At 58.5% G+C, this 13,640-nt stretch carries 12 protein-coding genes; 5 read left to right on the plus strand and 7 right to left on the minus strand.

What is annotated here, in order from left to right:
• Nucleotide 1: 1 nt before the first annotated feature.
• Complete coding sequence (gene dapF / locus QWU43_RS02830; RefSeq protein ID WP_370917069.1) at nucleotides 2-898, plus strand: diaminopimelate epimerase; 897 nt, start codon at nucleotides 2-4, stop codon at nucleotides 896-898.
• 81 nt (nucleotides 899-979) lie between these two features.
• On the opposite strand, the gene QWU43_RS02835 is transcribed toward dapF, so the two are convergent.
• From QWU43_RS02835 to QWU43_RS02845, 3 genes are all read right to left on the minus strand, one after another.
• The gene (locus QWU43_RS02835) at nucleotides 980-1,384 is read right to left on the minus strand and encodes a hypothetical protein (RefSeq protein ID WP_370914004.1); all 405 of its coding nucleotides are present in this window, start codon (nucleotides 1,382-1,384) and stop codon (nucleotides 980-982) included.
• Between the two features lie 21 nt (nucleotides 1,385-1,405).
• Complete coding sequence (locus tag QWU43_RS02840; RefSeq protein WP_370914005.1) at nucleotides 1,406-1,951, minus strand: hypothetical protein; 546 nt, start codon at nucleotides 1,949-1,951, stop codon at nucleotides 1,406-1,408.
• 80 nt (nucleotides 1,952-2,031) lie between these two features.
• Entirely contained in the window at nucleotides 2,032-2,778 is a 747-nt protein-coding gene (locus tag QWU43_RS02845) for a hypothetical protein (protein WP_370914006.1), read from the minus strand.
• A 136-nt stretch (nucleotides 2,779-2,914) separates the two neighbouring features.
• Between QWU43_RS02845 and hflX the strand changes: the two genes are divergently transcribed.
• The 3 genes from hflX to QWU43_RS02860 all read left to right on the plus strand — a co-directional run bounded on the left by hflX (nucleotide 2,915) and on the right by QWU43_RS02860 (nucleotide 7,620).
• Nucleotides 2,915-4,522 carry a GTPase HflX gene (gene hflX / locus QWU43_RS02850; protein WP_370914294.1) on the plus strand — a complete coding sequence of 536 codons (1,608 nt, stop codon included), beginning with the start codon at nucleotides 2,915-2,917 and terminating at the stop codon, nucleotides 4,520-4,522.
• A 153-nt stretch (nucleotides 4,523-4,675) separates the two neighbouring features.
• Nucleotides 4,676-6,241: an amidase family protein gene (locus QWU43_RS02855; protein WP_370917070.1), complete on the plus strand. Its 1,566-nt coding sequence runs from the start codon at nucleotides 4,676-4,678 to the stop codon at nucleotides 6,239-6,241.
• Nucleotides 6,242-6,342: 101 nt separating this feature from the next.
• Entirely contained in the window at nucleotides 6,343-7,620 is a 1,278-nt protein-coding gene (locus QWU43_RS02860) for a uracil-xanthine permease family protein (RefSeq protein WP_370917071.1), read from the plus strand.
• Between the two features lie 98 nt (nucleotides 7,621-7,718).
• On the opposite strand, the gene QWU43_RS02865 is transcribed toward QWU43_RS02860, so the two are convergent.
• Nucleotides 7,719-7,985, minus strand: a complete 267-nt coding sequence (locus QWU43_RS02865) for an HPr family phosphocarrier protein (protein ID WP_370914009.1) — start codon at nucleotides 7,983-7,985, stop codon at nucleotides 7,719-7,721.
• Between the two features lie 299 nt (nucleotides 7,986-8,284).
• A complete protein-coding gene (locus QWU43_RS02870; RefSeq protein WP_370917072.1) occupies nucleotides 8,285-9,256 on the minus strand; it encodes a 1-phosphofructokinase family hexose kinase in 972 nt (323 codons plus the stop codon).
• Between the two features lie 470 nt (nucleotides 9,257-9,726).
• Between QWU43_RS02870 and ptsP the strand changes: the two genes are divergently transcribed.
• A complete protein-coding gene (gene ptsP, locus QWU43_RS02875; protein WP_370914011.1) occupies nucleotides 9,727-11,436 on the plus strand; it encodes a phosphoenolpyruvate--protein phosphotransferase in 1,710 nt (569 codons plus the stop codon).
• Nucleotides 11,437-11,546: 110 nt separating this feature from the next.
• Here ptsP and QWU43_RS02880 read toward each other — a convergent pair whose 3' ends face one another.
• Both QWU43_RS02880 and QWU43_RS02885 read right to left on the minus strand, forming a co-directional pair.
• A complete protein-coding gene (locus tag QWU43_RS02880) occupies nucleotides 11,547-12,518 on the minus strand; it encodes a 1-phosphofructokinase family hexose kinase (protein ID WP_370914012.1) in 972 nt (323 codons plus the stop codon).
• Nucleotides 12,515-13,294, minus strand: a complete 780-nt coding sequence (locus tag QWU43_RS02885; RefSeq protein WP_370914013.1) for a DeoR/GlpR family DNA-binding transcription regulator — start codon at nucleotides 13,292-13,294, stop codon at nucleotides 12,515-12,517. Before QWU43_RS02885 ends, QWU43_RS02880 begins: the two co-directional genes overlap by 4 nt.
• Nucleotides 13,295-13,640: the final 346 nt, after the last annotated feature.

The following is a 13,640-nucleotide window of genomic DNA, read 5'->3' on the forward strand; positions in this document are numbered from 1 at the left end:
TATGACGAACCATCGACACAGATACTCCTTCGCCAAGGGCCACGGTACGGGTAATGACTTCATCATTCTGCCGGACCCAGACGTTAGGGTGGATCTCACACCCGAGCTGATTCGTGCCCTCTGTGACCGCCGTCGTGGGATCGGCGCTGACGGTGTCCTACGCGTCGCCCGCGCGGGGACTCTGACTGCCGCGGGTGTGCTGCAGTCACTGTCCGAGGGTATCCAGGACGATGACTGGTTCATGGACTATCGCAACGCCGATGGAACCGTAGCTGAGATGTGCGGTAACGGAGTAAGGGTGTTCGCCCACTGGCTCCGCTTCAACGGAGCCGTCGCAGAAGATACGTTTCGGGTCGGCACCCGCGCCGGGAGCAAAGCCGTCCGGATCGTTCGATACGACGGCACGGTGGCGGAAATTACCGTCGAGATGGGGGTACCGGAGGTTACTGGGGTGAGCACCTGCGATATTGCGGGACAACGGTTCGGTGGAATCGGCGTCGACATGGGCAATCCCCATCTGGCCTGTGTCCTTCCGGGCCTTGATCGGGAGACGCTGGCGGAACTCCCTGTGGCACAACCGGTATCCCTCGACGGAGATTTTTTCCCGGAAGGCGCGAATGTGGAGATCCTCACCGAACTCAGCGACGGAAAAATTTATATGCGGGTTCATGAACGAGGAGCGGGGGAAACCTTGTCCTGTGGCACCGGCACGGTGGCCGCCGCCGTCGCGGCTCTGGCGGATGCGGGTCAAGTCACCGGTGACGTGATCGTGGTGGTTCCCGGTGGCGAGATCAGAGTTGAGGTCCGCGAGGATGGTTCAACGCTGACCGGCCCTTCCCGGATTGTCGCCGAAGGTACCTTCGAACCGAATGCGCTCGGGTCTGCGCAGGATTACTGATCGGGACAGCTCCTACCAATTCCCGACGGGATCATCGCATGGTGGTTGAATCTCTCCCTATGGCGGGGCGAAAAATTAAGTTCAGGGTTTGCTCTGACCTGGAACTGCGACGAATGGTTCCAGCCCCGGAATCGGGTTGCCGCCGCGGATGACGTGAAACTCCAGCCACACCGTGAAGGCGAGCATGAAGAGTGAGATCACGACCGCTGCGATGGACATCAGAAGTCGTCGGCCTTGCTGTCCTTGAGGTATCTGACGTGCCCTGCGTACAGCGAGCAAACCGATGACAGTCGAGACACCGAACAAGATCCACTGGATCTGGGGTAATTCCTGCATGAGCGGAAAACCCACTCCGAGAATGCCGGTGATGCAGAGAGCGAAGATGGCGACGCCGTTGCCGTCGGGGATGTCAGCGAGTGCCGTGGGGATTGAACCGCGTGCGGGCTCGTTCCCGGAACTCGGGTGGAAATCTTCGGGATGCGTCATGGGAACATCCTAGAGGTGGTTTCACGAAGAACCGTAGTCTGTGCCCAGCCGGAGGGCCGCGCGTTTGGCGTGTACCCACGCCTTGCGTAGATCGAGTGCTCTCCGGTCGGTGACTCCGAGCAGGGTCTCGAGCTGAGGGACACTGAGGTCTGCAGTCAGGCGTTTGTCGAGCCTGGACACGAATCGGCGTGCGGTGGCGTACTCGAAATAGAACCGTTCGATGTCAGGTTCACTGCAGTCCGGGTCCGCCAGCGCGGGACGCTTGTGGGTTCGATCAGCGACGGAGTCCGCATCAGTTCCGTGGAGGAACCTCTCGAACTCATCGATGACATCAGTGATGTCCTCGGCCGACAACTTGATCGAGGTGGCCAGTGACTCAGCCTCTGCGCCATCCGGACGGTGGCGGAGCACGAAATAGGACATCGATATGATGAGAAATCCGAGGATGATCCCCTCGAGTTTCATTACAACGGCAAGCAAGACACAGATTAGTCCGATCACGGCGAGCGCCCACACCGGAACAGGGATGGCTCTACCACTCCTTTCCGGGAGTGCGTTGTCGTCCATGGTCGCTCACATCCTCATTGCTCGGGGAATCCTACGGTGAAGGTCAAACCGTCTGGGTCGTGTGTACTGATTGATCAGACCTAGCCGCAGCCACCGGAACCACAACCACAGCCCCCGCCACCGGAACCACAACCAGAGGGCATCTTCACCGACGCGGTCAACATGACGGTGCCCGCGACGATGGAACCCGGGCCAGGGAGCTCCGGAGCTTCGGGTAGACATAGGTCCATCGGAAAAGGGGCTTCGATGTCGCAGTGAATGAACCGTTGCCCGGAGAGCGCGGTGGTTCGGTAATGAGCTGAGCGGATTTCTGCGATGAGGGTTGCCGCAGCATCCGGTGCGCGGGAACCGTCGCCGGAGAGAACGATCGCGGCACCGTGGCTGACCAGGATGCCAACCTCGCCTCCCTGCTCCGCCTTGAAATCCTCGACTGAACCGTAGACGGTGGTGTCGACCCCGAGTGCGGTGATCGCAAGCTGCTGCCACTGCTGCGCATTCTCGTCGACGAGTAGCGGCCCCTGTGCGAGATTTGCGGTCACTGATGCTACCCGCTCGCCGTCTCCGGTGACGACATCGCAGAAGGCGAGGACATCAGTGAGCATGTTCACGTGTCCGAGGGCATCCGTGGTGGACTGGAACCCCGCCCAGGTCGCGAACGGCTCGACAGCGAGAATGTTGATGCAGGCACCAGACGGGTCCGTGAACTGGATCAACTGTCCACCACGGACCTCTCCGGTCACCGACAATTGGCCAGAGGCTATCGCAGCCTCGACGGCATCCTGCCAGCGCTCGTACCCCAGTCCAATACTTGCGAGATCTTCACTCATGCCACTGATTCTAGGTGGTGGTGGTCTCAGAAGTCCGCTCGGGCACCTGTCTGGCTTCAGACGGGCATCGGAATGGCTCAGGGGCTGTGTCCAGCCTCGGGGATCAGGCTGGGTAGACCCCGTGCCCGGTAGCTTTATGCAACAATGGACGATAATGAATGAACGAAATAATGATGACCTGCTCGCTGCCGCATTCAAGGACCATCTCGGCGGCTATGCCCCCGACGACGGTGGAGTTGATCCCGCTGCTCGGCCCTCTGTGGAGACAGACCTAGAGTCCGTTCGTCATGGTGCATCGAGCGTTGATCCGGGTTCCGACGCCCAGCAGCCGACAACCGGTGAATTGGATCTTGAGGCGCGTACGAGTCTCAGGAATCTCACGCGTGGAGCGAATATCCACACCACCGAGCAATCGGACGGCTATGACGTCGAGTACCGGAAGCTCCGGCTGGAACGGGTCATCCTCGTCGGAGTCTGGACGGAGGGGACAACCTCCGAGATCGAGGCTACGATGGCGGAACTCAAAGCACTCGCCGAGACTGCTGGCTCAGAGGTAGTCGACACGGTCTATCAGAAACGCGACCGTCCTGACGCCGGAACATTCATCGGGTCAGGAAAAGTACGAGAGCTCAAGGAGATCGTAACCGCCACGGGTGCTGACACCGTGGTGTGCGATGGTGAACTCTCATCGGGTCAGCTCATAGCCCTCGAGAAAGCTCTCGACGTGAAAGTGATCGACCGCACAATGCTCATCCTCGATATCTTCGCTCAGCACGCGAAGTCGAAGGAGGGTAAGGCACAGGTTTCCCTGGCGCAGATGGAATATCTGATAACCAGGGTCCGAGGCTGGGGTTCGGCGCTTTCTCGGCAGGCGGGTGGCCGGGCAGGATCCAACGGAGGGGTCGGGCTGCGTGGTCCGGGTGAGACCAAGATCGAGACGGATCGGCGTAGGCTGCGCCAGGACATGGCCAAATTACGCCGGGAACTCTCTGGAATGAAGACATCCCGGGACGTGAAACGCGCGAAGCGGCGCAATTCCACGATCCCCCAGATAGCCATCGCCGGATACACCAATGCTGGTAAATCTTCGTTGATCAACGCGATGACCGGTGCAGGTGTTCTGGTCGAGGATGCTCTCTTCGCCACCCTTGATCCCACAACCCGACGGGCGGAACTCGCGGACGGGCGTGGTGTGGTGTTTACGGATACCGTTGGATTCGTTCGACATTTGCCCACCCAGTTGGTCGAAGCATTCCGCTCGACACTCGAAGAAGTCGTTGAGGCCGATCTCGTCCTGCACGTCGTCGATGGAGCTGATCCGTTCCCGCTCAAGCAGATCGAGGCCGTAAACAATGTCATAACCGAGATCATCCGTGAACTTGATGTTCCGGCGCCTCCGGAGCTGATCGTCGTAAACAAGATCGATGCTGCGGATCCCCTGGTGATTGCGGAACTTCGGCATGCTCTCGATGATGTTGTTTTTGTTTCCGCCCTGACCGGCGAAGGGATTCCTGAATTAGAGCAAAGGGTGGAGGCTTTCCTCAATTCACTTGATGCGCACGTCAAACTCAGTATCCCATTCAGCCGAGGGGACGTTGTCGCGCGCCTGCACGAACAGGGCACCGTTCTTTCGGAGACCTATGGGGAATCGGGAACTCTTGTGGATGTACGGTTGCCGCAGTCTGTGGCAGCCGAGCTGGCGGAGTTTACCGCTCCTGATGACACCACCACAGCGGTGATGTAGTTGCCGGAAGATCACGGGACAGTCGACCAGCGAACAGTATCCCGAGGTAGCGGGTAGAAACGTAGTTGGTTGCGGAGACCTCTCTGGCTTCAGCGTCAAGCGGTTCCCCGTTCCGGAAAGAAAGCCAAAACATCCCCAGAAATGAGCTGGATAATGCTTACGATTACCAGAGTCGTTGCCGCGGTCATAGCGATCAGTGTCATTATCGTGAGTGGCGTCATCACCTATAACGTCCTCAGTCGGGGCGACGGATCCCTTCAGCGTCGAGTGGACGGTGATTTCGCTCTGGATGAGGAGACGAACACCTATGCTGGTCAGAGTGAGGTCGACTATGCGCCCTTTGACACGATTCTCTCGGAGTTGAGCGACATTAGGCGCAATGAGATTGCCATGGCTTTCGAAGGACGGGATCTCATGGGCCGGGCGCAGGCCCGCCGAAACCTTGGTATTACCAATACTGAGGCGCTCGCTTACTATGTCGCCCAGATAAAGAAGAGCAACAGTTACTATCGAGCGGTGCTTGATCTTGATCCCGGTGCGATTGAGGTAGCGGCCGATCTCGATGCCAAGGGCGTTGGTCCCAGTGCCGAGTCTCCGTTACGGGGTGCGATTGTTCTGGTCAAGGGAAATATTGCGGTTGAAGGACTTCCCAATGACTCCGGTTCACGGGCACTTCACTCTGCTGTGGCGGAACGTGATTCAGAGCTGGTCGGTGGACTGAAGAATGCGGGTGCCATTGTCGTGGGCCGCACAAACCTCAGTGAATTTGCTAATTTCCTCACCCCGGATGGGCCCAACGGATTCAGCGCCGTAGGTGGTCAGGCACTGGATGCCCGAGACCCGCTTAACCGGGACCCGTCCGGAAGTTCCACAGGGTCGGCAACAGCGATCGCACTCGATTACGCTGATCTGACATTCGGTACGGAGACCCAAGGCTCGGTGATTTCACCGGCGGTGGTTGCCGGGGTCTACGGAGCAAAAGCGGGGCATGGAGAATGTGATATCAGGGGAATCGTTCCCATCGATGACCGTGTCGACTCTCCCGGGGTCTTCGGTAGAAGTGTCTCCGATCTTTCTATCGGGTTTCGGGCGGCCTGTGGAATTGAACCGCAGCGGCGCTCTGAAGCCGAGATTAGGGTGATTGACATGGGCCTTGATCCTGTCCTCATCGAGGCTCTCGGGAGAACCCGCATCTCTGTCCTGGAACCGAGTCCTGAGCTGCAGCAGAGTATCGAGGAACTCAAAAATCTGCCATTCATCGACGCACTTGTCGCAGGCGTCGGCCCGTCGATGGAGACGTATTTCGCCGATAACCCGTCAGGACGGCTGACTGACCTGCAGGATCTCGTCGAATATTATCGCCAACATCCTGAGTCCGCCCCCTATGGACACAGCCTTCTGGATGAGGGGGTGAACCCGCCGATGAGTTTTCGGGAATCAGCGGAGGTTCTTGAGCGTGCACGTACGATCGTCGGAAAGATGCGGGACCAGGTTGCTGCGCAGGGCGCTGTGGCCCTCGTCGGCAGAGCTGTCGGATTAGCGGATGTCACGGCTGGTGGTGCTGCACGTGTGACGATTCCCCTTATTCCCGTTACACAGAACCTCGCTGTTGATGTCTTCGGAAAGTATGCGGTGACAGTCGATGCCGTCGACACGGACACCGCAGCAGTCATCGAAACTGCACGGAGGATCGAAAATGCCCGCCCCTTCGACAGATAGTGGCTGTCGATAGATCTACCCCACCCTGAAAGCTCACTTAACGTTGCCTGGGGGTGGGGCAGATTGCTTGCAAGGGTCGTCGCGGCGGATAATGGCACGTTGTGAGTCAAATAATCGGATGGACCGTCCATGGTGACGGCAGAAAAATCAGCCCCGGCGCAGTCGTCAACCCTGATGAGAGGCTGAGTTGGCCGCGCACCATCGGGATCGGCATGCAGCATGTGATCGCCATGTTTGGTGCCACACTTCTCGTTCCCGCCCTGACCGGTTTTCCAGTCAACACGACCCTTTTGTTCTCTGGATTGGGAACCATTCTTTTCCTTGTGATCACGCACAACCGACTCCCCAGCTATCTGGGGAGTTCATTCGCTTTCATCGCGCCCCTCATTGCCACACAAGGAGAGGGGATCGGTGTCCAACTCGGTAGTATCATCGTTGCGGGACTCGTGCTTGCCGGTGCGGGAGTCATCGTTAAGGTTGCGGGAAAACGAGTCCTCGATGCAGTCATGCCACCTGCGGTTACCGGTGCCATTGTCGCATTGATCGGGTTGAATCTTGCGCCGGTCGCAGCATCAGATTTTGCGATGCAACCCGGCGTCGCAGGCGTTACTCTCGTCGTAATCCTCCTTTGTTCGGTAGCTGGTCGTGGAATGGTGGCACGACTGGGAATTCTCATTGGTGTCATTGTCGGTTGGGTGTTCGCGGCGGTCACCGGGCAGCTCCGCGACGGAGCTGCGGAAGCGGTTCAGGCAGCTAATTGGATCGGTACCCCTACTTTCCATGCCCCTTCATTCCAGTTATCTGCGGTACTGGTTACGCTGCCCGTGGTGATCGTATTGATCGCGGAGAATGTCGGTCACGTCAAAGCAGTATCGGCGATGACCAGTCGGGATATGGATGATCTCGCGGGAGATGCGCTGATCGCAGATGGTCTGGCTACCACACTCGCGGGTGGCTTCGGGGGTTCTGGTACGACCACCTACGCCGAGAACATTGGAGTTATGGCAGCCACCAGGGTGTACTCCACGGCTGCCTACTGGGTGGCGGCCCTCACTGCGGTGGCACTTGCGTTCATCCCCAAGTTCGGTGCGTTGATCAACACGGTTCCCGGGGGCGTCATGGGTGGAGCCACCATTGTGCTCTATGGCCTTATCGGAATGCTGGGGGTTCGGATATGGCAGGATAACCGGGTCGATTTCAGTAATCCCGTCAATCTCATGGCTGCGGCAGTGGCGATGATCGCTGGTATCGGTAATCTCACCCTGAGTGTGTTCGGACTTGAGCTTCAGGGGATTGCCTGGGGTTCAGCCGGAATCATCATCGTATATCCGGTTCTGAAGCGGCTCTACCAGCGGATAGGCGAAGGACAATTCGTCTGACATCTTGATTTTGTTTTTCATCGAGCATGTGAAATGACCCCGTCACGGTGAGGTGCGGGGTCATTTCACGGTGCCTTCGGCACCGGGGTTGAATCAGATCAGGCGTCGAGGTCCTTCTCGATCAGAGCCGCGATCTTTTCCACGGCCTCCGCGTTCTCCGAGGTGACGGTGACACGGTCTCCGGAGTTCGCTCCCATGGCCATGATCATCATGGAGGATGCGGCTTCTGCCGGATCCTCGTCTTCTTCGCCTTCGAGGGAGAGGAAAATATCCTCGTCGAACTCAGCGGCCGCTTCGGCGACGATGGTTGCAGGGCGGGCGTGGAGTCCGACGGAGGATCCGACGGTAACGGTCTTGGAAGCCATGTGGCAGTCCTTTCTTACCGCGTGCACGGGGCACGGGCGAAGTGGGTCCTTAGCTGTGTGTGAACCCCTGCCGTTCACGGGGAGACGGAAAACAAATCTGACCCTGTATTCGGAGAGGTACCGGGTACAACAATACGCATTGGATAGCGATGATCGCCACAATCGGGTGCATCACGTTGTCCACGACACTATTGACATCATCCTCTTCGGTGAGGTCAGGCCGGTTTTCCGGATTGCTGGCGGGGTAATCGCATAGACCGGGCATTAGGGTGCTCCGGCAGCAGATCTGTGATCTTGAATCAGCGGTATACGCGTACGAGGCCCGGATCTGGGGTAATCATTCCTGGAATTGGGATCGAGGTACCGGGTAGTGACGCTGCTGCGGCTCCGAGTGCTACGGCTTCGGCGAGAGCCACAGGCGGAGTTGCGCCACGCGATTCCGCCATCAGGTACCCCGCAAGCGTGCAGTCGCCGGCCCCCACCGTGGAAACAGGCTTCACAGTAGGCGAGGGCGTCGTCCAGGCCCCCTCTGCGGTCACGAGTACTGCTCCGGCGGCTCCCAGCGTCACAAGAACTCTCTCCACTCCATATCCCAGAACCTGCAGCGCTCCGTCGACTGCCGGTGAAAAATCTCCGACGGTGGCCGAACGTTCTATCTTCGTTCCGTCGATACCGGTGATCTGGCCGAGTTCGTGTCCGTTGGGTTTGATGAGAGTTGGTGCTGGTGCTCCGTCACGAATTCGGTCCGCGAGTTCCAGTAGCGGACGATCTGAGGTGTCAACCGCGACAGGAACCTTAGGGAAGGTCTCTCGGACTAGTCCGAGAAGGTGCTGATACCAGCCATGTGGAGCTCCGGCCGGTAGCGAACCGCTGAGCACGACCCAGTCTGCGGCACCTGCGGCGATGATGAGCGCCTCTTCAACTGCCTTGACCGCCGAAGGAGATAATGGATTACCCGGGCCATTGAGTTTGGTCGTTGTACCATCGGGTTCCGTGATCGTTGTGTTCGTCCGAACGGAGAATCCACCGCGAATAATGCGATACGGGACTCGTGTGCGTGCCATGAGACGAACAAACGTACCCTCTGACGGTGCCGGAAACAGGGCCAGGGTGGGAACGCCCGCTGAGTGACAGGCATGGGAAACGTTGATTCCTTTTCCCCCCGGCGCCTGGGTCACCGATGCCAGTCGCTGTACTTCCCCGGGCTGCAGGGGTGCCGGAAGACTCAAACTCAGATCGATGCTGGGATTCGGGGTGAGGGTGAGAATCAACGGGGAGACCTTATGTTGGATCGGTAGACGCGCGAAGCGGCCGACAGTTAGGACGAAGCGTCATCATGCGGCAGCAGGTTGTTCAACGGATACTCACGGGATTCAGTCATGACCGTTGTGATAAACGGGGATGCACCGTGCGGACCGGGAATTTCGGAGCGTTCTGTTGAAGTTGGAATAACCGTAGCAGGGGGTCCGGGTAACTGTTTTAACGGGTTCGGGCTGTTCTATCCATGATGTCCTCACCGTGGACGAGGACGTCGCTGCTCCACTTCTGGTGATATCGGGGGTATGCGGGCAGGAATCCCGAAATTAGTATGGATACGGTGGTGTTTCCTTCGTTCCCGGTGTCGTATTCTGCCCGATTTGTCCCGTTCGCATTTGTGAAAATGTGGGAACTCACAGCGTTGTTGTGTGCCGGGTGGTATCTTCGAAAGCACTGACGTAAAAGTGAGGACAGGGGATAGAATATGGAAAATGTGACAGAAGACACGAAGGACTTTGTCCTGCACGGCACGGCGGTCGTACCGGGGATCCGGTTCGCCAAGGCTGTGTGGATCAAGCCGCGCCCGAAGCTTCCGCAGGCGGGCGCCCAGGTCAGCGAAGATCAGCGTGACGCCGAATATGAGCGTTTCGTTGCGGCAGCGGATGCAGTTGCGGACCGTCTCGCTGATCGCGGCGAACGCGCTGTTGGAGCTGCCAGCGAAGTCCTCAGCGCGACTGCCGGCTTGGTTCGCGACCGTGGATGGCGTAAGGCCGTGAAGAAGAACACGGCTGCCGGGCATCCGGCTGACTATGCCGTTGTCGCCGCGACGACCAAGTTCATTTCGATGTTCGAGGCGGCGGGGGGAATCATGGCGGAGCGCGTCACTGATCTGCGGGACATCAGGGACAGGACCATCGCACAGATCCGAGGTGAGGATGAGCCTGGTCTGCCCGAGGTTGACGGGGAGGTTGTGCTCTTTGCTGATGATCTGTCACCGGCTGATACCGCAGCGCTCGATACAACGATGTTCACAGCTCTCGTCACCGAACTCGGTGGTCCCACCAGCCATACCGCGATCATCGCCCGTCAGCTGAATGTCCCTTGTATCGTTGCTGTCGGAACGGATCTGAACAAGATCGGGGCGGGAGAAATGGTGCTAGTTGACGGCGTTGAGGGAACCATTGCGGTTGGGGTTGAACCTGATTCGGCGAAGCGCAAGGTTGCTGAGTCCAAGGCACTCGCAGAGAAGGTCGCGCTGTGGCGTGGCCCGGCGAAGACCAGCGACGGGCACCGGGTACAGCTCTTGGCTAACGTCCAGGACGGTAAGGCTGCCGCTACGGCCGCCAAGACCGAAGCCGAGGGTATTGGCCTCTTCCGTACCGAGATGTGTTTCCTTTCCGCAACCTCGGAGCCGTCAGTGGAGGAACAAGCTGCTGTCTACACTAAGGTTCTCGAGGCCTTCCCCGAGTCGAAGGTTGTCGTTCGTTCACTTGATGCTGGATCGGATAAGCCTGTCGCCTTCGCCACACTCGCTGATGAAATGAATCCGGCGCTAGGTGTTCGTGGTCTACGGATCGCTCGGGCAAACGAGGGGTTGCTGATCCGCCAGCTCGACGCTATCGCGTTGGCGGCGGACAAACTCGGACGAGGCGAAGGTTCCCCGACCTGGGTGATGGCTCCGATGGTTGCCACTGCGAAGGAAGCGAAATGGTTCGCGGGTCTGTGTGCCGAGCGTGGCCTTACCGCTGGCGCGATGATTGAGGTGCCCGCTGCAGCTCTGATGGCCGATAAGATCATGCCGCACCTGGATTTTGTGTCCATTGGTACGAACGATCTCACCCAGTACGCGATGGCCGCTGACCGGATGTCACCGCAACTTGCCTACCTCACTGACCCATGGCAACCCGCTGTACTCCGTCTGATCAAGATGACCTGTGATGAGGGGAAGAAGACAGGTACACCGGTTGGTGTCTGTGGTGAAGCTGCTGCGGACCCCATGCTCGCCTGCGTCCTGACGGGCCTCGGTGTCAACTCTTTGTCCGCTGCGTCGACTGCTCTTGCAGGTGTCGGTGCGCAACTCGCTGAGGTTGATTTGGCGACGTGTGTCCGTGCCGCTGAGGCTGCACTTGCTGCGGAGGGGGCAACTGCCGCGCGTGAGGCTGTACGAGACATCATTCCTGCACCAGAGGTGTAGGCGCGGATTCTTTTCACTGAGAAGGGTCATCCCACTACCTTTCCGGTAGTGGGATGACCCTTCTTGCGCTTTCCTGGGGAGACAGAATGAATGGCAACAGGTGGGGGGACTTAGATGTCCAGTGGAGTGCAGGTGACGTCTCTGGTTCGGACGATATCTGGTGTTGGGAGACCACAATCCGGGTCTGTACCAACTGCCACAGCGTAGGCTAATCCGACGGAGAGGCATTGATCAGGCTCTGCACCAGTGGTTTCCGCCATGAGATAACCGGCGACTAACTTCTCGCGGAAGTGGGAGCACTGCCTGGCTACCGCTGTTGGCACGCTTGCGAGCCAACCTGAAGTGGAACTCACCGAAACCGCCCTGTCTGGAGGGAAACTGATCAGTACCTCGGAGACCCCGGAATCAAGCAAGGGTTTGACTGCGTCGATGACATGTGAAATCTCCCCGCTCTGGAGTAGCGAGGTGATATCGGTTGATGTTGGTCCGGGAAGTAGATTCGAGATGTCTTCAGGATTGAGTGAGAGTAGGGTGGGCGTTATCGCGGATAGTTGCCGGATGATTGCGCGAAGTGGATTTCCGGAGGTAGCGACAGAGGTCCGGACGCCGGGATGATACAGGGAGAGCGCGCGGATAACGTCTACGTACCATCCGTTCGGCGCGACATCTGGAAGCGGACCAGCCAGCACAACCCAGTCCGCCTTTTCGGCACGGCTAACTGTGAGGTCTCGGAGGCCCGCGAGTTGAATTGCGTCTAAGGGCATTGCCGGATCGAGGAACTGCGTGCTTTGGCCACTGGAATCCCTCACTGTGAATCTCGTCTGGATAGGCCCCGCGACTGGAACAAAGTCATGCGGTAGCCCGAGTAAACTGATCATCCGAAGATAGTGGCTGATCTCGGGAGCGGGAAAAATAGCGTGGACGGGTGAACCGGCGAGGTACGCGGTATGTGCAATGGTCACCCCTGAGCCGCCGGGATAGGTGTCCACCCTCTGAAGGCTCAGCAGATCTCCACCCGTGATGGGGCTGTCGACGCTACCCGAGCGTTCGAGTACAGGGGTTGGGGTAACCGTCAAGATCATTCCGCGATCACGACCTCTATGTTCCGGTCGCGGAGGGCATCGACGAAGGAACGAGGGGCGGCTGAATCCGTGATCACGACATCGATGTCATCTGTGCTGGCGAAGCTGACCATGTAGTCGCAGCCCATTTTTGTAGCATCGCAGAGAACGACAACCTTTCGGGCGTTGATGATCATTGACCGCTTGACCGCTGCTTCTTGACTATCCGCCGTGGACAGGCCGTGATCCAGGGTGAGGGCGTTTGTCCCGATGAATGCTACGTCTGCTCTCATGAGTGCGAGGGTCCGTAGCGCGGTGTCTCCGACCACCGCCTGAGTGATTGAGCGAACGGAACCGCCGAGTAACTGGACCTCGTCGAGCCCCGCCGAGGCCATTTTCAACGCAATGGGCAAGCAGTTTGTGACGATCGACCAGCGCGGTGCCATGGGATGCCCGGAAATGAGATCGGCGAGAGCTGCCAGCGTCGTACCTGCGTCGAGGAACATTCCCCCCTGGGGTTCAGGAAGGTAGTCGAGTGCGGCTCGGGCGATAGCGGATTTCGCCGAGGAAGCACTCTTCGCTCGAACATCGACGGCCAGTTCGGCCGTCTGAAAATTCTGACTTGCGACCGCACCGCCGTGCACCCTGTGAACGGTTCCCTCATTATCGAGTACGGCAAGATCACGGCGAATGGTTTCTGCGGTCACGTCGAAGCGGTCCGCGAGTTCCGTGACATTGACACGACCTTCTACCGCGGTCAGCGAAGCGATCTGCCTACGGCGTTCTTCTGCGTACATGGATCCTCCTTGGTGCACGGCAGAAACCAGTCGCGATCGGGAGATAGTCCGGTTTCAGAAACATCAGATGAGTGAATATGCATCTGGTTGTTGGATTTCCCGGATACGACGCTGAGGGTGATGGTCTGCTGCCGGTGTTTCGGCCTGCTTGTTTACCTAACTGCCCCAGTGTCCCATAAAACCGAAACAACCGGACGGAAAGGGGCGCTATCGGGAGATCAAAACCACAAATCCACAGGCTTCGAAGGTGTCATCGTGACGAGAGGGCGACCTGAATGCTCAAGGTAGTTGCATTTCACGGCATATTTATGGGATTTAAGCGTCAATCCTGTGAACGCAGGCTACT

The organism is Corynebacterium sp. CCM 9204, from assembly GCF_041357695.1.
In the GTDB taxonomy this organism is placed as follows: Bacteria; Actinomycetota; Actinomycetes; order Mycobacteriales; family Mycobacteriaceae; genus Corynebacterium.